The organism is Paraglaciecola sp. IT1134, from assembly GCF_058068185.1.
Genome location: NZ_CM176486.1, coordinates 789,733 through 808,697, shown reverse-complemented (window position 1 = coordinate 808,697; position 18,965 = coordinate 789,733). Strand labels below are relative to the sequence as shown.

The following is an 18,965-nucleotide window of genomic DNA, read 5'->3' as shown; positions in this document are numbered from 1 at the left end:
CTTAGCAAGTGTAGTTCAGTTCAAAAAATAGTCGATATTATCGTGGGTGTCTTGGTAATTTTTTCGTTGGCTAAAATAAGCGACGAAGGAGCAAAAGCCAACTGTTTTAAGTCCTTGTTTATTTTCTTGTTATGTGCTTTTTAATCTTACTCACTATAATCAGGTTCTAATGTACCAAAGTCGACTGATGTTATAGGGTTTACAACCTCAACTTCTACATCGAGATCAGTAAAGTCACCAGTTAAATCCCCCCAAACTGTAACCAAAATTTCAGATGTAAATTGTTCTTCAACTGTAGCTGTAACACCACCAATATAAACATGATCTCGGTCTATTGAGTCATATTGAGAAAGAGAGAATTCGCCTTCAACTTCGACAGTGATATTGGCACTTACTTCTAGGACAATATAATCCTTCGCATGATCTACTATTTTAAAATTAGAGTCCGTTAACTCGAAGTCATTTAACCAACCGTGACAACCATCTGGCTCCCAGTAATGAAAAGAGTCTGCTTCTTGGTCTGGTGTAAAGCCATTAAAGTAACTTTCTACACCGCTACGAATTTTTTCAACAAAATCAGCTACATCATCTTCTTCTTTCTCAAGTTTTGAAGTTAAAAGAGATAAGAAAGCAAAAGGTGCTGTTTCCTTATTGAACTTACTAAGAGCGTCTGCAAAATCCTCGGTGTAATCAAGGTTATCTGATGTTTCACAATAATTTTTCCAATCTCCATCACGGGCAACAGCTAAAACTTGAATATCGTTATCTTGAGCCCACGCTTCTGTGGCTAAAAGCACTATTGCATCAGGAAATTCGTTTTTCTTTTTACCAGTTTCGGCAAAAGGAGGTTCATTTTGAAAATATTGCTGTAATAGTTCGGACACTGTTACATAATCGCCACACTCAAGAACTAGAGCACCTGAATTTTCTATAAACTTATCAACACGACTAGTAGCAATTCCCTCAATTTCATTACTATCGATTAAAATAGATTTTGCATCATTGAGTTCACTACCATCAAAAAATAAATGATCACTTGCATCATTAAGTGCTTTTTCCAGAGATGCTCGGGAACTTTTTACTTTCTTTTCTAAGTGGCTTTGAATCTCTCCCTTTATTACATCAGGTAAAAGATAATCTATATCACTGTCTTTAAATTGGTTTAATTTACCAAGTAAACCTTTTTCTAATTTCAGTCCATGCGCATCAAAAATAGAGGTGTCAACAAGGATAGCTCCATATTCTTTACTTTCATCTGAACTCATTTGGTACCTCGACTGGCGTTGTTGATCAAATCATTGGTGGAGGAACAACTGCCCCAAGGGTTTAACCTATTTATGCAGCTTGCTCCCGAATAGGCATGCCCAGTTTTATGACTTTGTTCAGCGCTTTTAAACCAGCCAACGCTTCGCCTACTTGGGCATTGTAGTCTCGCAGGCTTAGCTTCGGACTAATCAGTTGCTTATATCGATACATCGCTGTCTCTGACAATGATCTAAGATGATAGTCATTTTCTTGTTTCCACTGGGCCAATTTTCCCTCTTTTAATGCTGTTACAGCCTCGTTTCGTGGATGATTATCTTCCCATAACCCAGCGTTGCTTCTTGGTGGAATAGTGGCTTTACACCCCTTGTGCTGAAGCAGTGAATGACAAGCTTTCGTGTCATATGCGCCATCCGCTGAAACTTGCGCTATGCCTCTTCTCAACGGATTGAGCAAGGTCGGCAATACTTCGTTGTCCGCCACGCCAACCACAGATAAAGCCCCAGCCACTATTTCATGTGTACTTGCATCCACCGCAAGGTGCAGTTTACGCCAGATGCGGCGTTTTTCCTTACCGTGTTTCCGCATTTTCCACTCACCTTCACCGTAGACTTTGAGGCCTGTTGAATCAATGACGACATGTGATATTGGGCCTCGACTCGGTGCCCGATAATGGATATTAACGGTTTTAGCTCGCTTACTAATACAACTGTAACTCGGACTGGTCAACGGTACATTTGCCAACTGGAAAACGGAGTTAGTGAAACCTTCAAGGGCGCGCAAGGATAAGTTGAATACACCTTTAACGACCAGAGCCGTTTCAATTGCGACATCAGAAAAGACAAACCCACGACCACGGCGACCATGATGTTCAGTGCAACACCAAGATTTGATGGCTTGCTCATCAATCCAGAACGTCAACGAACCTCGGTTAACTAATGCTTTGTTGTAGTGTGACCAATTGGTTATTTTACGCGTGGAGTTGCTCATTTGTGCTGCGTGCCCTGAATAAGATTGGCAGATCTGATCACGCTAAGCTAAAAAGGTTCATTCGATTTAGGAAACAACGCCACCTCGACTTGCACAATCGTGGTAGAGCGGCCCATTACTGAGCCGACCCCACACAGATCCGGACGTGCGGAATTACCGCATCCGGCTCTTCAGTTATATGTTCACGCGTGTAAATCACGCCCATCTTAGTACCAGTCAACATTGATCACTCTTTTGCTAACTCGTAGCTTCTGTATTTGGAAATACTCTAGCATCTTCTTAAAATTACTCCAGTTGTAACTCCGACGACCACTGCGTCTGTTCAGCCATTTGTACAGACTATGCAATACATAGTTGTACAACTTGCTCACACTGCGGCTATTGTCAGGCAGACCGAAGTAATTTCTAAACCCTGTCAGTTTACGTTTTAATTGAGGCAACCACATCGCTAGCTTTTGCGAGCGTTTGGATTTGATGAACTGGTAAAATTCGCTAAGGCTGGTTTGCTGCTTTTTGCTTGCAGTTCGTCGCCGTAGTCTTGGTTTACCATTTACATCCACTCCCCAGTAAAATGCAAAGCCCAAGAAGACAAACTGCCGCTTACTACTTGGTTGGAATCGACTAAATCTTAATAGACTGGTCTTTTCCGCCGCGGTATCAAGTTTGAACTTCTTTAGCCGTTTTGGTAGCACTCGGTAAAATCGCTCTGCATCATTGGCATATTGAAACGCGCACACAAAATCATCCGCGTAGCGGATCAGCATGGCTCTGCCTCGCATGCGAGGTTTTACTTTCTTCTCAAACCATAGATCCAATGCATAATGCAGATAGATATTAGCCAACACTGGGCTAATGATACCGCCCTGAGGTGAGCCACGTTGGGGTTTGATGTATGTCCCATCGGGGGCTTTTATCCGTGCTTTTAACCATTGTCCAATCAGGCTCAATAGTGCTTTATCGTCAATGCGCTGCTTGAGCATCATCATCAGCCAGTCATGGTCAATGTTATCGAAGAAGCCTTTAATATCCGCCTCTACAATATAACCGTAGCCTTTAAACTGGAGATTTAACGCCAAGCTGTGTACCGCTTGATGAGCACTTTTCTGCGGTCGGTATCCATAGCTGTTTGGCAAGAAATCCGCTTCCCAGATACTTTGCAGTATCTGGCTTACGCTTTGCTGCACAAGCTTGTCATCAACCGTTGGAAGTCCTAATGGGCGTTGCTTGCCATTACTTTTTGGGATGAAGACACGTTTAATGTCATTCGCACGATAACACTTGGTTGTCAGTGCAACACGTAAACGTGTGAGGTTTTCCACAAGCGACTGCTGGTATGTTGGCACTGTAATGCCATCAACACCTGGCGCGGCTCGTTTATTCAGTTGCTCCCAGCTTTGATACAGTAAATCGTCACCTAGCAATCCATATAGGCTCTGAAATCTGTGGCGGGGATGGGTTTGTGATTTAAATGTGATGGCGTTTAGTTCGGTTGTCATAGTGGTTCCAGCCCTACTTTGTCCGGCCTATGTGTCTGCTAAACACCTGATATAACTGTCAGCTCCTTCGCCATGTACAAGGCTTTCCCCTGCTCAGACTACTACGGGCTGATCTGACTGCCGAAGGGTCATCGTTGGCCTCGCTTGTGGCTTAGCTACCCTACCATTTCCTTATGGAACACCTTTGGCTCTCTCAAGTTCCTGATGCATCTCTTTATACATGCCACGGCTTGATAACTGGACTGACTCGCCACAACCTTGCCGCTTCAAATATCTTGAATAATGGTTGCTTTGCGTGGACTTCGACGGCGTTACAAGCCTCGTCAGTCAGGACTTTATTTATTATCCCAGCGATACCAGCACTTCAGGAACACGTATTCCCTATGGCCTATATAATTCTCTGTCTACGCTTCACATTGGTTGTTCATCTGATTGTGTCCTCACACAGCAAAGCACTTCCTTTGCTCAGACTCCGCGCAATGCGCAAGACTCGATACGGGTGGCTGGCTAAACCTTACCCGACAGGGACTTACACCCTGCAAGATGCATCAAGCTTCCTTGACGCACTAACGCTTAACATATGGGGATTTTAGGAGCACTTTTTCAGCGAGTAAAATTCCCACCATTATGTTTTTGTTATACCCCATCAGCATACTTAAAAATAGAACTAAGTTGTTCATTATTTAATGGTCCGTATTTGTCTTCACACATCAAACAAAAGTTAGCACCCGACGAACGTCCAATTTCTTGAAATGTCCGTAGCTCTGACGAAGTGTATCCACCCTCTTGTTTTGTAACAAAGTGGAAAAGAACGATTGGCTTAATTAGTCGATTATAAACTGGCCCGTAGAACTTAATTATTTCAGCTATTACCTTTTCCAATTCTCGCCAATCGCCAGCAAGTGTTCTTGGGTGATTGAGACCACTACACATATATTTTTTTTCGTGAGTAGTACTCTGGAGTCGAGTAACGAAATGCCCTTTGTAAATTTTAATATAAATACATCTTCGGATTTTCATATATAGGTAATCGTGGTAGAGCGGCCCATTACTGAGCCGACCCCACACAGATCCGGACGTGCGGAATTACCGCATCCGGCTCTTCAGTTATATGTTCACGCGTGTAAATCACGCCCATCTTAGTACCAGTCAACATTGATCACTCTTTTGCTAACTCGTAGCTTCTGTATTTGGAAATACTCTAGCATCTTCTTAAAATTACTCCAGTTGTAACTCCGACGACCACTGCGTCTGTTCAGCCATTTGTACAGACTATGCAATACATAGTTGTACAACTTGCTCACACTGCGGCTATTGTCAGGCAGACCGAAGTAATTTCTAAACCCTGTCAGTTTACGTTTTAATTGAGGCAACCACATCGCTAGCTTTTGCGAGCGTTTGGATTTGATGAACTGGTAAAATTCGCTAAGGCTGGTTTGCTGCTTTTTGCTTGCAGTTCGTCGCCGTAGTCTTGGTTTACCATTTACATCCACTCCCCAGTAAAATGCAAAGCCCAAGAAGACAAACTGCCGCTTACTACTTGGTTGGAATCGACTAAATCTTAATAGACTGGTCTTTTCCGCCGCGGTATCAAGTTTGAACTTCTTTAGCCGTTTTGGTAGCACTCGGTAAAATCGCTCTGCATCATTGGCATATTGAAACGCGCACACAAAATCATCCGCGTAGCGGATCAGCATGGCTCTGCCTCGCATGCGAGGTTTTACTTTCTTCTCAAACCATAGATCCAATGCATAATGCAGATAGATATTAGCCAACACTGGGCTAATGATACCGCCCTGAGGTGAGCCACGTTGGGGTTTGATGTATGTCCCATCGGGGGCTTTTATCCGTGCTTTTAACCATTGTCCAATCAGGCTCAATAGTGCTTTATCGTCAATGCGCTGCTTGAGCATCATCATCAGCCAGTCATGGTCAATGTTATCGAAGAAGCCTTTAATATCCGCCTCTACAATATAACCGTAGCCTTTAAACTGGAGATTTAACGCCAAGCTGTGTACCGCTTGATGAGCACTTTTCTGCGGTCGGTATCCATAGCTGTTTGGCAAGAAATCCGCTTCCCAGATACTTTGCAGTATCTGGCTTACGCTTTGCTGCACAAGCTTGTCATCAACCGTTGGAAGTCCTAATGGGCGTTGCTTGCCATTACTTTTTGGGATGAAGACACGTTTAATGTCATTCGCACGATAACACTTGGTTGTCAGTGCAACACGTAAACGTGTGAGGTTTTCCACAAGCGACTGCTGGTATGTTGGCACTGTAATGCCATCAACACCTGGCGCGGCTCGTTTATTCAGTTGCTCCCAGCTTTGATACAGTAAATCGTCACCTAGCAATCCATATAGGCTCTGAAATCTGTGGCGGGGATGGGTTTGTGATTTAAATGTGATGGCGTTTAGTTCGGTTGTCATAGTGGTTCCAGCCCTACTTTGTCCGGCCTATGTGTCTGCTAAACACCTGATATAACTGTCAGCTCCTTCGCCATGTACAAGGCTTTCCCCTGCTCAGACTACTACGGGCTGATCTGACTGCCGAAGGGTCATCGTTGGCCTCGCTTGTGGCTTAGCTACCCTACCATTTCCTTATGGAACACCTTTGGCTCTCTCAAGTTCCTGATGCATCTCTTTATACATGCCACGGCTTGATAACTGGACTGACTCGCCACAACCTTGCCGCTTCAAATATCTTGAATAATGGTTGCTTTGCGTGGACTTCGACGGCGTTACAAGCCTCGTCAGTCAGGACTTTATTTATTATCCCAGCGATACCAGCACTTCAGGAACACGTATTCCCTATGGCCTATATAATTCTCTGTCTACGCTTCACATTGGTTGTTCATCTGATTGTGTCCTCACACAGCAAAGCACTTCCTTTGCTCAGACTCCGCGCAATGCGCAAGACTCGATACGGGTGGCTGGCTAAACCTTACCCGACAGGGACTTACACCCTGCAAGATGCATCAAGCTTCCTTGACGCACTAACGCCTCACTAAGAGGCAAATGATAGTTGGTTAAAATAAGCGAGGCACGAGCAAAAACCAACTGTTATTTGCCCTTTTGAGTGACTTGTTAGGTATATTATGCCACTTGTTTTTGTCGATATTTTAAATTGGTATAATTTATATTTACACCATCCAATGTAAAGTGTGACTTTTTAAAGTTATGTAAAATACAATTAAAGTCACAATGCAATGTGAGTGATGCACGATCATTACTTTCATCGAAGTGCTTTGCGATATGATCGGCGTCAGCTGGATCCAGACTGCCTTCAACAAACCAATCAGAGACTTCTCCGGCTTTGAAAGTTGTTTTTCTCATGTACAAGGTTTTTAACCTTGCACCATTTATATTAAATTCTATTTCAGCTCTATCTAACTCTACTTCAAAAGGACTCATATTTATTATCTGAAAATATATTTCAAAAGTGCTTTTATTAACTAAATTTACAGAAACAGAGCGATGTCTCGCTTTTACATCAATAAAAGTTAATTCAGACAATCTTTCTTTAGAAAAAACTCTTTTAAGTACAAATTTTGGTAACCATTTGAACCATTTCCATATTCCAGTTAATGCTGATAATTCCACTTGAACTCCTGTATACACCTAACGCCTACTTAAGCGGAAAAATATAGTTGGCTAAAATGTTGAACGGAGTGAAAACAGCCAACTGTATTTTTTCCGTTTGAAGTTCTTGTTATATGGCTTTAATCCAATGCATAAACAACAACTTAGAATATAATTATAAAGCGCCAGAAATAAATTCGATTACATCATTAATATCTAGTTGATTAACATTCAAATTATAAATATGCATAGCCCCCACATGATGTATCTCTTTGACTAATTCATCATTTTTAAAGGCAAAAGGTTCGGGTCTATTATCACTACGACCGAAACCAGAGTGTGTATTTTTCAATAGATACCAATCACCGTACTCATCAGTTTCAGATGCTACCAATAAAATATTTAAGCCTATCCCACCAGAAGATTCTATCCCACCCCAAGCTAAGACAGCTTTACCATTTAGGGTTGGCTTAGTTACATGAAGTCTACGATCACCCCATACATCGTTAGCATAACGGCTAAGCACGTCAGAATCATTAATCTTATGAAACCATATATTTACAGTCTTGCGATCAAATCTAATGTCACACGTTAAATCCCGCATATCAGAAACTTTAGACATATTCATTGTTGAGCCTGCACCTGAAACTTTGTTGAAATTATCAACAAATTCATTTACTGGCTGAATGATTTCGTTCTTGAACTGAAAGTTTAAAATGTCGTTTTTTCTCCTCAGTTCTTTTTCTTTAACTTGCTGCTCAGATAAGACTTCTTCTGCTTTTAAATCTCTCGATATTTTCTTTTGCAATATATTATCAATTGCTGATTTATGATCACCGACATTTTGAGAGGAATTAATTAGCTCTTGCCTAACTTCATCCCATGATTTAAAACGAGTATTTGGTCTTTTTGCCATGAGTTTATTAATAGCAGAGGATACTTTGGGAGATATTTTGGTATTTACTGTATTTAGAGCTTGAGGTACTGCGGTCAAGTGAGCTTGTTCCCAATCATCAGGTGTACCATAAGCATGTTTCATACCTGCTATTTGATAAAACACATGTCCTATGGAGTACATGTCCATTTGAATTGTATTCTTTTCTGATCTATAGGCTTCAGGAGCGATATAAGGTGCGGTTCCCCAACCTTTAAATGTTTTAGATCGTGTTTTTTCTTCTGCTATTTTGGCTAAACCAAAATCAGCGATTTTAAAAACACCTTTTTCTATAAAAATATTATCAGGTTTGATATCCCTGTGAACCAATATTTCATTCACGGCTTCCATTCCATCTATTATTTGATGGAATATTTCCAAACAAATATCCTCTTCCATAAACTCATTTTGGGATAACAAAAAATCTTCTAATGAGCCACCTTCAGCTAAATCCATTATAAGGTAGGGGGTTGTAGGTTCAGATAAACCATCATGAAAACCGTGGTAACAAATAACATTTTTATGAGTGATCTTTTGAGCTTTTTGCCATTCGTTAATTAGGGAACGATGATTATTATCATCTGGAAGAAAGTGTTGAAGAGACTTTAAGGCAAATTTTGAATCACCATTGGTTTCTTCAATAGAAAAAACATGACCCATTCCACCTTGTCCTAAAAATTTTGAGATAATATATTCTTGACCTTGAAACTCAACCGAATCCTTAATTCTGAACATTTATACTTCCTATTTTGATAACTGAGTACACCCAACCTGAATTGCCATATAACAGTTTAATCAGTCGGCATTCGCCGTGTTTAAACACGGGCATTCGCCGCATATTATTTTCACTTAGTTCTAACACGTTTTCTAAGCCTCTGTAAATCTTATATTTTTTAGCTTAATTTAAAAATCGATGCTGGAAATACGGCCAAACACCTTGATCTTGCAAATAGGCGGAACCGACCATCACTGTGCATTAAAACAGTTACCGACAGTGCCCAAAGCTGGGTAAATTCACAACATTTTTTTATCCTACTCCCCTGTATATCTTTTATAGGGATCTTATCAATATTGTACAAAACATTCTTGGGGCCCCTCAATAGCCACCCGATTGACTTCATTAGACAAAATTCAAGATCCGGGCGTGCATATTGGCCCTAAGAGAAGCGTGCGAGATCACCACACCTGTTTTAGCAGCGAAGCTGTGCCCATATACCAAGCACATAGTAGTAACTAAAACCCATGCTAATATGTTTATTCTCAGCACCTACCGGCCCGTTACTTAGACTCGATGATTTACGCCCAGCAAATTTGTAAAAGCTATCAGGATGGTGACCGGCGCCAATCGGTGCTGACCGATCTGGATTTACGTTTGCCCCCCGGTGGGCAGATGAGCATTCAGGGGGAATCCGGCTCGGGTAAATCGACCTTGTTGCATCTGCTGGCGGGCCTGGATAAACCCGATAGTGGTCAGTTAAAGGTCAATCAACTGGATTTAACCACTATGGGTGAACGCCAAGCTGACCATTATCGTCGCTCGACTGTGGGGCTGATATTCCAACGTTTTAACCTGGTAGATTGCCTGTCGGTATACGACAACCTCTGTTTGCCGGCTCGATTAAACAACAGCCTCGACCCTGTCTATATTGCCCAACTGCTGGATGAACTGGGTATCGCCCAGCACAGTAACAAATTGCCCAATCAGTTATCCGGTGGCGAACAGCAACGGGTGGCCATCGCCCGGGCCTTGTCGCACAAACCCGCTTTGCTACTGGCAGACGAACCCACGGGCAACCTCGACAGTAAAAACAGTGGCAAAGTGGCCAACCTGCTTTATCAGCAATGTCACAGGTTACAAACCAGCCTGGTGGTCGTGACCCACAGCAGTGCCGTGGCTGCCCTGGCCCGCCAGCACTACCTGATGCAAGGTGGCAAGCTGGTACTGGCCAATTAATATGTCCGCCCTATATTGGTATTTGCGCACTGTGCTGCAAAGTTATCCAAATGCCTGGTTGCGCCTGGCGCTGCTGTGGTTGGCCTTGATGATTGGCTGTTTGGGGGTCAGCGCAGTATTGGTTATCAACCAAGGGGCCAAACAAAGCTATGCACAGCAGGGCCAAGGGTTGCTCCCCCAGGTTGATTTTAAACTGGTGGCTACGCCATCCTCCAAGCTAAGCAAACAAGATTACGCCGTTGTGCGCCGCTTGGGCATTACTGAAGCGGTGGCCCTGTCCAGCATATCTACTGCGCTATTTGATTCACAGCAGCAACCTTTGGCCCATCAACCAGTGGAAATCACCGGCTTCGATAGCCTGGCCGTGATTAATTATCTGGCCAGCCAACGAGATAAGAAAACCCGCCCCCAAGAGCCGCCAGAACAATCTCAGCTTGGGGTAGCGCTCGCCAGCCAATCCCAGAACACGGCTTTTATCGCTACACGCCTTTATAAGCAATTAAACGTCCAGCCAGGTACTGTCATCACCACTGCCCAAGGCCAGCGATTACCGGCGTTGCAACAGGTTGATTTGGCCAGCATGGCTAATCAAATATTCATCGATATCAGCCTATTCGCCCAGACCTTCGGCGCTACCCCCATCAGCGACATATTGTTGATGGGGCATATTGGCCCCCAGCGTTTGCAAGACATTCGCCGCTTGTTACCGGCGCATCTCAGGCTGCTGGCCTTGCCTGGCCCCGCACAAAACAGCGGTATGACCGATAGTTTTCAGCTGAACCTGCTGGCTATGGCCTTATTGATGTTTGTGGTGTGCCTGTTTATTGTGATGAACGCCTGTCAGTTATTGATCATGCAGCGCCTGCCCATGCTCAAAGTTCTTCGTCAGTTGGGGATTTCACGGCTCACCATACTAACGGGTCAACTTATAGAGCTATGGCTATTAACCTTGCTCGCCGCTGGTGCAGGGGTCTATCTGGGGGTGGCGTTGGCGCTGTACCTGGCGCCTGGTATTCAGGCCACCCTGGAAAGTCTGTTTCGGGTCAGCGTGGGGTTCGCTGAGGTGTCTTACCTAAGTTTGTATGTGCAGGTGTTGCTGCTGAGCACTGTGGGTATCACCCTCGCCGCCTTGCTGCCGGTCAAACAACTTAACCAGGCCTTGTTCCGAGCCGATGATTATGCCCCGCCAGGCTCTTATTGGTATTCGCGCCTGGCCGGGCTGGCACTCGGCTTGGCGGCCGTCACTATGTGGTTGAGTCAGACGATGCTGGTGAGTTTGCTGTCGATTGCATTACTGATCCTGGCAGGCTGTTTTACCTTGATAGCCTGCTACCCTTATATCCTTAATACTGCTACTACCCTGCTGCCTAAGCGCTGGCCACTGCTGCATTGGAGCCTGCAACACAGTTTGTGGTTGTCGGGGCGCAGCAAGGTTGCCTGCTGCGCCTTTTTTATTGCCCTGATGAGCAACATTGGGATGAACCTGATGGTCGACAGCTTTCGCCAAGCAACCTATGCCTGGCTCGATCAACGTTTGATCGCCGATTATTATCTGTATCAGCATGATGAACAAGATGTGCCGGCCAGCATTGAGCGTTTGCAACTGGATATTCAAGTGGTGCAACGCTTTGAACTTAACGTGCAATATGCGGGGCGAGTGACTCAAGTGCATTCTTATCCCAGTTCAGGGCGATTTTTGGCGGCGCTTAAAACCCAGCAACAACTGCCCCAGGCAAACGCTTTATATGCCGCCGGGCAAGGGGCCTATGTGAATCAACAATTTGCCCTGCGCCATAAGATTGAGATTGGGCAAACCTTGGACGTGCCGCTAGAGACCGGCGTAAGATCGTTTCAGGTGGTCGGCATTACTTATGATTATGGCAACCCCTATGGCCAGATACTGCTGCCGCCCCCAACATTTGCCGAAGGTAGCCAGCGTTCTAATCTGTTGGCTTTATTCGCCAGTGAGGGGCAAATCAATGTCTTAAGCCAGAGCCTGGCACAACAAGGGTTTATTGCCAGCCAACAACTGTATAGCGCCGAGCAATTGCTCACCTTGTCGATGACGACCTTCGAGCGCACCTTTGTGATTACCGATGGCCTGAACATCGTCACCTTACTGGTGGCCGCCATTTCCCTGGCCTGCGGCATTATCGTCTTGCTTCAAGACACCCGGCCCCAGTTAACTTTGTTACGCACCATGGGGGTGAGTCGGCGGATGATGCAAGGCTTATCCCTGTTGCAATACCTGTTTCTGTGTGTATTGGCCCTGGCGTTTGCGATCCCTTTTGGCATATTACTTAGTTGGCTGTTGATCAACTTGGTAAACAAACAGGCCTTCTACTGGACATACCCGTTGCATATTTCCGTCAGCCAGATTGCAACTGTCTCGGCCCTGGGCTTGTTACTGGTTAGCGCGATTATACTGCTGCCCCTGTTAAGCGCCAATAATAGGCCCTTGATCAAGGATATCCGATGGTTAAACTAACGGCTTTTAGCCCGGCTACTGTCATTAAATTCAGCACCCTGCTGGTCTTACTGCTAAGCGCATGCAACAAGACCACAAACCAATCTGCCCCCCAGCCGGGCTTGTTTGGCAATGCAAAGCCCGTACTTACCGGCCAGCTCGCCAGCCCGGATTATGTGATCAACTTGCCGAAGGATCACCTGGCGCATCCTGATTTCACCGTGGAATGGTGGTATTTAACCGCCAATTTAACCGATGAAAGCGGTGCCCCCTATGCCTATCAGTGGACACTGTTTCGGTTTAAAACCCGCGACCAAGCCACCAGCTGGGACGACGGCCAAAGCTATATGGCCCATGTTTCGTTGCACAGCCAACACCAGCACTGGTTCGGCGAACGGTTTGCCCGTGGTGGCGTAGGCAATGCCGGGCTGACTACAACGCCCCTTAACCTGTTTTTGGATGATTGGCAGTGGCTGGCGGATGCAGGCCAAGGGGTACTTTTCCCCTCAACCGTGACCAGCAGTATGGCCAATACTGAGCTTGGCCATCAACAGCAAAATGCCCGGGTAACCCTACACCTGTCGGCTAATGGGCCTTTTGTGCTCCATGGCCAAAACGGCTTTAGCGTCAAGTCGGTTACCCCGCCCCTAGCCTCTCACTATTACAGTCAGCCCTTTATTCAGGTAGAGGGTGAGGTGCACATTGGCGGCCAAGCTCGGCGACTGACAGGGGTGGGCTGGTTTGATCACGAATGGAGCTCTCAGCTAATGGATAAAAGTGCCCAGGGCTGGGATTGGTTTTCCCTGCATCTGGACAATGGCGCCAAGATCATGGCCTTTCGCATGCGCCTAGCCGGCCAAGCAGACTTTATCTCGGGCAGCTATATAGCCCAAGACGGGGCAGTAACCAGCTTGACAGCCGAAGAATTGACCCTGGTGCCCTTGAGCCAAACTGACGTCAGTGGCCGGGCCTACCCATTAACTTGGCAGCTTAGCTTGCCCGGGCAACACCTTGAACTTAAGCTCGAGGCCAGCAAAGCTGAGCAAGTAAACCCCGGGCGCTTTCGCTATTACGAGGGAGCATTGACCATTAGCGGCAGTCATAGTGGCACAGGTTTTATGGAATTAACCGGTTATTAAGCCAACCTGGCACACTGGCATTAGAGGATCCCGGGGGCGCTTAACAGTAGTTTGATCCCCAAACCTGCGGTCACCAACACCACTATGCCACCGAGTATATTGGCTGGCAGACGATTAACGTAGTTGCCCAATAGGGCGGGTTGGTTCATCGCATACAGTAAAAATAGCGCCACGATGGGCAGCAACAGGCCATTGGCAAATTGCGCGGCGATGATGATGGTAATGGGTTTAATTCCGGTTAGGGCCAGCCCGGTGCCAGTGGCGATAACACTGATGGCGATAAAGCGAAATGTGGCTGAACGGGTGCCGCCTTTGACCCCGAGGATTTCGGTCACTGCGTAAGCTGTGGCCAAGGGCGCAGTTAACGCACTGCTTAAACCTGCGGCGCAAAACCCCAGACCGAGCATGATTTTTGAAAACGAACCAAATACTGGCTCAAGTTGGATAGCCATGTCCCCGGCCCCGCTGATCTGTAGCCCCATGCCAAATATACTGGCCGCCGCGGTCGAGGCGATCAAAATAGTGATCAAGCCACCCAAGCCGATGGCCACGGCATTATCTACCCGCACGCTGGTTAGATCCTGCACCGACGACCATTTAGTTTTAACCGCTGCGGCATGCAAAAATAAGTTGTAAGGCACAATAGTGGTGCCAATCAGGGCAATCACCGTCAATAAGCTACCCTGGGGGAGTTGCGGTTTTACTAGCCCAGCAAATAACTGACTTAAATCTGCTTTTACCGCGAAAAACGTGGCGATAAACGCCAAGGCCATCAGCACCACCAATAGCAATAGGATGCGCTCCAGGTATTTATAGGAGCCCCGCCACAACAGGGCCCCAGCGAGTAACGAAATAACCACTACCGCCAGGGAATAGAGCCACTGAGCATCACCGGTTAGCGCTTGCACGCCCAGCGCGGCACCAGACAAGTTGCCCGCCTCGTAGGCCGCGTTACCCATATACAGGGCCACCATGATTAAACCAAATAGGGGCCATTTCCACAGGGAATGCGCTAAGGTTTCGCGCAAAATTTGGCCCAACCCGCGCTGGGTAACCAAGCCTAAACGGGCGGCCATTTCCTGTAGTATCAAGGTGGCGCAGGTGGCAAATAACAGTGCCCACAACAAGGTATAGCCAAAATTGGCCCCCGCCAACGTGCAAGCGGTGACGGTACCAGGCCCAATAAAGGCCGCGGCAACCAGGGCCCCTGGGCCAATATTTTTAAGCTTGGCCAGCATACCTGGTTGCTCTTGATTTAGGGGCCCTACAGACCATGTCGTTACTCATCTGTTTGGCCAAATCCGCCGCCCGTGGGGGTCTGGATGTTAATCGCATCGCCATTATCAACACTGGCTTGGGCGCAACCGCCTAGTTCCTCGATGCGACCATCTGCTCGTTGTAGCCAGTTATGGCCAAGTTGCCCCGGCTGGCCGCCATTGACCCCGGCTAACGGCACTTGCCTGTGCCCGGAGATGATTGCGCACTGCATGGCTTGTAAAAAAGTGATGCGCCTTAGGATGCCATCCCCGGCGTGCCACTGACCCTTACCGCCCGAGCCACGATTGATCTCGAACTTATCTAGCCGCACCGGATAGCGCGCTTCGAGAACTTCAGGATCCGTCAGACGCGAATTGGTCATATGCGTATGCACCCCTGGCGTACCATTAAAACCGGGCCCGGCTGGCGAGCCAGAACACAAGGTTTCATAGTATTGATATTGCTCATTACCAAAGGTTAAATTATTCATCGTGCCTTGCGCCATACCTAACACGCCTTGGGGTTGCTCATCGGTGCGCAGGGCGCCAAAAATGGCGTTGGCCAAGGCTTGGCTGACTTCTACATTCCCCGCCACTACCGCCGCGGGATAATCTGGATTGAGCATCGATTTAGCCGGGATCTTGAGGCTCAATGGCCGCATACAACCCGCATTAAGCGGAATGTCGCTACCAATCAGGCAACGAAAGGCATAGAGCACCACAGCTTGGGTGATGGCCGCCGGTGCGTTGAAGTTGTTTGGCTGTTGAGCGCTGGTGCCAGTAAAATCGAGGCTGGCTGTGTGCGCATTCTGGTCGACTTCTATGCGCACACACACCTGCAGTCCCCCGTCCATCGGATAGGTATAACTGGCATTTTTAAGGCGGCCAATAATCTGGCGCACGCTTTGTTCGGCATTGTCCATGATATGCCCGGTGTACGCCTGTACTTGCGCTAAGCTGCGCTGGGCCACCAACTTGAGTAATTCAACTTTACCCTTGTGGTTGGCCCCAACCTGGGCTTTGAGATCGGCAATATTTTGCGCAATATTGCGCACCGGATAAGGCCCATCCAGTAACACTCGTTCTAACGCTTGTTGCAGGAATTGCCCCTTAGCAATCATTTTCATGCAAGGGATCACCACACCTTCTTCCACAATAGTGCGTGCCTCAGGCGACATGGAGCCTGGTGAAATGCCGCCAATATCGGCGTGATGCGCCCGGCTGGCGACAAAAAACAGCGCATTGGCTGAGTTAGCCTTGAGTGGTGGGGGGTCCAAAAAGACCGGAGTGATCACCGTCACGTCGGGTAAATGCGAGCCACCGCTGAACGGATCGTTGTGAATAAACACATCACCGGGTTCAATCAGCAAAGCGCTGTTGATCAAGGTCTTCACCGTGACATCCATCGAGCCTAAATGCACCGGAATATGCGGCGCATTGGCAATCAGGTTGCCGCTGGCATCGAACACCGCACAAGAGAAATCCAGGCGTTCCTTGATATTCACCGACGACGAGGTGTTTCTTAACACGATGCCCATTTGCTCGGCAATCGACATAAATTGATTGTTGAATACTTCCAGCAGCACGGGATCGGCTTGGGTTGGTGGTTGAGGGGCAGCGGCAAGTTCGCTTTGCTTGTCATTTTCGGCTTCACTGGCCTGTATGCCCTGACGTTTGGTTAAGATCAAGTGGCGGTATTGGTTCATCCTGGCAGACCAGTTGCTTTCGACAACCAACGTGCCGTTTGGCTCGATGATAATCGCCGGGCCAGACACCTGTTGACCCGGGTGAATATTGGCTAACAAATAGCTGGGGCATGGCTGCCACTGCCCGGCGGAAAATATGCTGCTGCGGGTCTCCTCCTTAGGCTGGGTGTCTGGCTCTAGGCTATAACTCGTTTCGTCTATGGTTTGGCCACCGCCAAATGACTCCATGGAGATGGCGTCGATAATGATGCCTTTATCACGTGAGATAAACCCGTACTGGCTAAGATGGCTGGTTTCGAATTGATCGCGCATTTGGCTGATATCGGCCAGTTCAATCGGTAGGGTGGTGTCGGTGTCTGCATAACGCAAAAAAGCCAAGGCCTGGTGATTTTGCACACTTTGTGCCACCCCCTGCTCCAATAATTCTTGGCTGGTCAACTGGCGCAACGCCTCGAATTGCCGTTTTAGCGCCGCCATGCCCCCCTGTTCTAGCGGTTGCTGATAGCTTTTATTATGCTGACTGCGGATCTCGGCCAAGCCCATACCATAGGCCGACAGGATACTGGCGAAAGGATGGATCAATATGGTTTGCATGCCCAGCCGTTCAGCCACTAGACAGGCGTGTTGACCGCCAGCCCCGCCAAAACAGGTAAGCGCATAGTGCTGAACATCATAACCCCGCTCGACGGATATTTTTTTGATCGCCTGGGCCATATGTTCAATCGCAATTTGCAAGAAGCCTTCTGCGACTTGGGCACCAGAAGTTTCTACGGGAAGCTGCTCGGCCAAGGCATCGAATGCCTGCTGAACGGTTTCTACATCTATGCCTTGATCATGCTTGGGGCCAAATAACTTGGGGAAATATTCCGGGTTAATTTTACCCAGACACACATTGGCGTCGGTTACCGTCAGCGGGCCGCCGTTGCGATAACATTTAGGCCCGGGATCGGCCCCTGCCGAATCTGGGCCCACCCGGTAACGACTTTGATCGAAGTGCAATACCGATCCCCCGCCGGCAGCTACCGTATGTACGCTCATCATTGGCACACTCATGCGCACACCTGCCACCTCAGTTTCAAAGGCCCGCTCGTAACTGCCCGCATAGTGAGACACATCGGTTGATGTGCCACCCATATCAAAGCCGATTATTTTATTAAAACCCGCCAGTTCGCTGGTCCGCACTGCACCGATAATGCCCCCCGCGGGGCCGGATAAAATGGCGTCTCGGCCCTGAAATTTATCCGCCGCAGTCAAACCGCCGGATGAGCGCATAAACTGCAGCTTGTTGTTGGCAATGGCTGCCCCGTTTGGCTGCTGGTTATCTGGAATGGCGCGCAAAGCTTTGGCCACTTGGTTAACATAACGGCGTAGCACCGGCGATAAATAGGCATCCACAACTGTGGTATCGCCTCTGGGAACGATGCGCATGGTGGCGCTAACTTGATGACTCACCGAAATCTGCTCAAAACCCACCTGGGCCGCCAAAGTGGCGAGCAGCTGTTCATGTTGTGGATAACGATAGGCATGCAGTAACACTATGGCTGCGCTGCGATAACCCTGGGCGTAAGCTTGTGCCAGTTGCTGCTTGGTGGTTACTTCGTTCAGCTCAAGGAGCACTTGTCCGTCGGCGGCCATTCGCTGGGGGACTTCAATTACGTGGCTATACAGCACTTGGGGTTTAACCACTTCTAAGGCAAAGGTTTTGGGCCGCACCTGGTAGCCGATTTCCAGTACGTCACGCAAACCTTGGGTGATCAACAACACGGTCGCCTGGCCTTTACGTTCCAGCAACGCATTGGTGGCCACAGTGGTGCCCATTTTAACACTGCGAATTTGTTCAGCAGGGATGGGGGCGTCTTTGCTTAAGCCCAGGAAATCACGGATCCCCTGCAGGGCGGCATCTTCATAGGCGCGAGGATTGTCAGATAACAGCTTTTTACACAACAACTGCTGGTCTGGGGTTTTGCCAATGATATCGGTAAAGGTACCACCGCGATCGACCCAAAACTCCCATTGTCCCTGGGTTTTATCCCCATTCGCCTGTGCCATGTAGCACGCCACCTAAGTAAATTTAACGATAGTGCTAGCCTATCCAATTCACCGCTATAAGCAAACACTAGAATTGGCCAAACGGCTCAGTGGATTACTTTTGGCTATTTGGGGAGTTTGCACGGGCAAA

General features: G+C 47.4%; 11 protein-coding genes. 3 read left to right on the top strand and 8 right to left on the bottom strand.

Translation table 11 applies throughout. The features are described 5' to 3' along the window. Positions 1 to 146: 146 nt before the first annotated feature. From AC3RV5_RS03600 to AC3RV5_RS03575, 6 genes are all read right to left on the bottom strand, one after another. Positions 147 to 1,265 carry a PIN domain-containing protein gene (locus tag AC3RV5_RS03600; protein WP_489730610.1) on the bottom strand — a complete coding sequence of 373 codons (1,119 nt, stop codon included), beginning with the start codon at positions 1,263 to 1,265 and terminating at the stop codon, positions 147 to 149. Between the two features lie 70 nt (positions 1,266 to 1,335). Further along, positions 1,336 to 2,253 carry an IS5 family transposase gene (locus AC3RV5_RS03595; protein WP_489730609.1) on the bottom strand — a complete coding sequence of 306 codons (918 nt, stop codon included), beginning with the start codon at positions 2,251 to 2,253 and terminating at the stop codon, positions 1,336 to 1,338. A 206-nt stretch (positions 2,254 to 2,459) separates the two neighbouring features. Continuing rightward, complete coding sequence (gene ltrA / locus AC3RV5_RS03590) at positions 2,460 to 3,749, bottom strand: group II intron reverse transcriptase/maturase (protein ID WP_489730469.1); 1,290 nt, start codon at positions 3,747 to 3,749, stop codon at positions 2,460 to 2,462. Between the two features lie 1,139 nt (positions 3,750 to 4,888). After that, on the bottom strand, positions 4,889 to 6,178 hold the full coding sequence (gene ltrA, locus AC3RV5_RS03585) for a group II intron reverse transcriptase/maturase (RefSeq protein WP_489730469.1): 1,290 nt from the start codon (positions 6,176 to 6,178) through the stop codon (positions 4,889 to 4,891). 666 nt (positions 6,179 to 6,844) lie between these two features. Then, positions 6,845 to 7,351, bottom strand: coding sequence for a hypothetical protein (locus AC3RV5_RS03580; RefSeq protein WP_489730608.1), 507 nt, complete (start codon positions 7,349 to 7,351; stop codon positions 6,845 to 6,847). A 154-nt stretch (positions 7,352 to 7,505) separates the two neighbouring features. Continuing rightward, positions 7,506 to 8,999 carry a serine/threonine-protein kinase gene (locus AC3RV5_RS03575; protein WP_489730607.1) on the bottom strand — a complete coding sequence of 498 codons (1,494 nt, stop codon included), beginning with the start codon at positions 8,997 to 8,999 and terminating at the stop codon, positions 7,506 to 7,508. Between the two features lie 556 nt (positions 9,000 to 9,555). On the opposite strand from AC3RV5_RS03575, the gene AC3RV5_RS03570 reads away from it, so the two are divergent. Genes AC3RV5_RS03570 through AC3RV5_RS03560 form a run of 3 tightly spaced genes read left to right on the top strand, consistent with a single transcriptional unit; the run spans position 9,556 to position 13,824 of the window. Next, positions 9,556 to 10,218, top strand: a complete 663-nt coding sequence (locus AC3RV5_RS03570) for an ABC transporter ATP-binding protein (RefSeq protein WP_489730606.1) — start codon at positions 9,556 to 9,558, stop codon at positions 10,216 to 10,218. A gap of 1 nt (position 10,219) precedes the next feature. Further along, positions 10,220 to 12,706 (top strand): FtsX-like permease family protein, encoded by a 2,487-nt coding sequence (locus tag AC3RV5_RS03565; RefSeq protein ID WP_489730605.1) that lies wholly within the window; start codon positions 10,220 to 10,222, stop codon positions 12,704 to 12,706. Then, the gene (locus AC3RV5_RS03560) at positions 12,694 to 13,824 is read left to right on the top strand and encodes a lipocalin-like domain-containing protein (RefSeq protein ID WP_489730604.1); all 1,131 of its coding nucleotides are present in this window, start codon (positions 12,694 to 12,696) and stop codon (positions 13,822 to 13,824) included. The genes AC3RV5_RS03565 and AC3RV5_RS03560 overlap by 13 nt, the downstream gene beginning before the upstream one ends. A gap of 20 nt (positions 13,825 to 13,844) precedes the next feature. Here AC3RV5_RS03560 and AC3RV5_RS03555 read toward each other — a convergent pair whose 3' ends face one another. Then, positions 13,845 to 15,062: an Nramp family divalent metal transporter gene (locus AC3RV5_RS03555; RefSeq protein ID WP_489730603.1), complete on the bottom strand. Its 1,218-nt coding sequence runs from the start codon at positions 15,060 to 15,062 to the stop codon at positions 13,845 to 13,847. 41 nt (positions 15,063 to 15,103) lie between these two features. Beyond that, positions 15,104 to 18,835, bottom strand: coding sequence for a hydantoinase B/oxoprolinase family protein (locus AC3RV5_RS03550; protein ID WP_489730602.1), 3,732 nt, complete (start codon positions 18,833 to 18,835; stop codon positions 15,104 to 15,106). Positions 18,836 to 18,965 lie beyond the last annotated feature (130 nt).

What these genes read in the sequence shown, in the direction of transcription:
- AC3RV5_RS03555 (WP_489730603.1), bottom strand. Translation starts at nt 15,062, where the DNA reads ATGCTGGCCAAGCTTAAAAATATTGGCCCAGGGGCCCTGGTTGCCGCG.
- AC3RV5_RS03595 (WP_489730609.1), bottom strand. Translation starts at nt 2,253, where the DNA reads ATGAGCAACTCCACGCGTAAAATAACCAATTGGTCACACTACAACAAA.
- ltrA (WP_489730469.1), bottom strand. Translation starts at nt 3,749, where the DNA reads ATGACAACCGAACTAAACGCCATCACATTTAAATCACAAACCCATCCC.
- AC3RV5_RS03550 (WP_489730602.1), bottom strand. Translation starts at nt 18,835, where the DNA reads ATGGCACAGGCGAATGGGGATAAAACCCAGGGACAATGGGAGTTTTGG.
- AC3RV5_RS03575 (WP_489730607.1), bottom strand. Translation starts at nt 8,999, where the DNA reads ATGTTCAGAATTAAGGATTCGGTTGAGTTTCAAGGTCAAGAATATATT.
- AC3RV5_RS03565 (WP_489730605.1), top strand. Translation starts at nt 10,220, where the DNA reads ATGTCCGCCCTATATTGGTATTTGCGCACTGTGCTGCAAAGTTATCCA.
- AC3RV5_RS03570 (WP_489730606.1), top strand. Translation starts at nt 9,556, where the DNA reads ATGATTTACGCCCAGCAAATTTGTAAAAGCTATCAGGATGGTGACCGG.
- AC3RV5_RS03560 (WP_489730604.1), top strand. Translation starts at nt 12,694, where the DNA reads ATGGTTAAACTAACGGCTTTTAGCCCGGCTACTGTCATTAAATTCAGC.
- ltrA (WP_489730469.1), bottom strand. Translation starts at nt 6,178, where the DNA reads ATGACAACCGAACTAAACGCCATCACATTTAAATCACAAACCCATCCC.
- AC3RV5_RS03600 (WP_489730610.1), bottom strand. Translation starts at nt 1,265, where the DNA reads ATGAGTTCAGATGAAAGTAAAGAATATGGAGCTATCCTTGTTGACACC.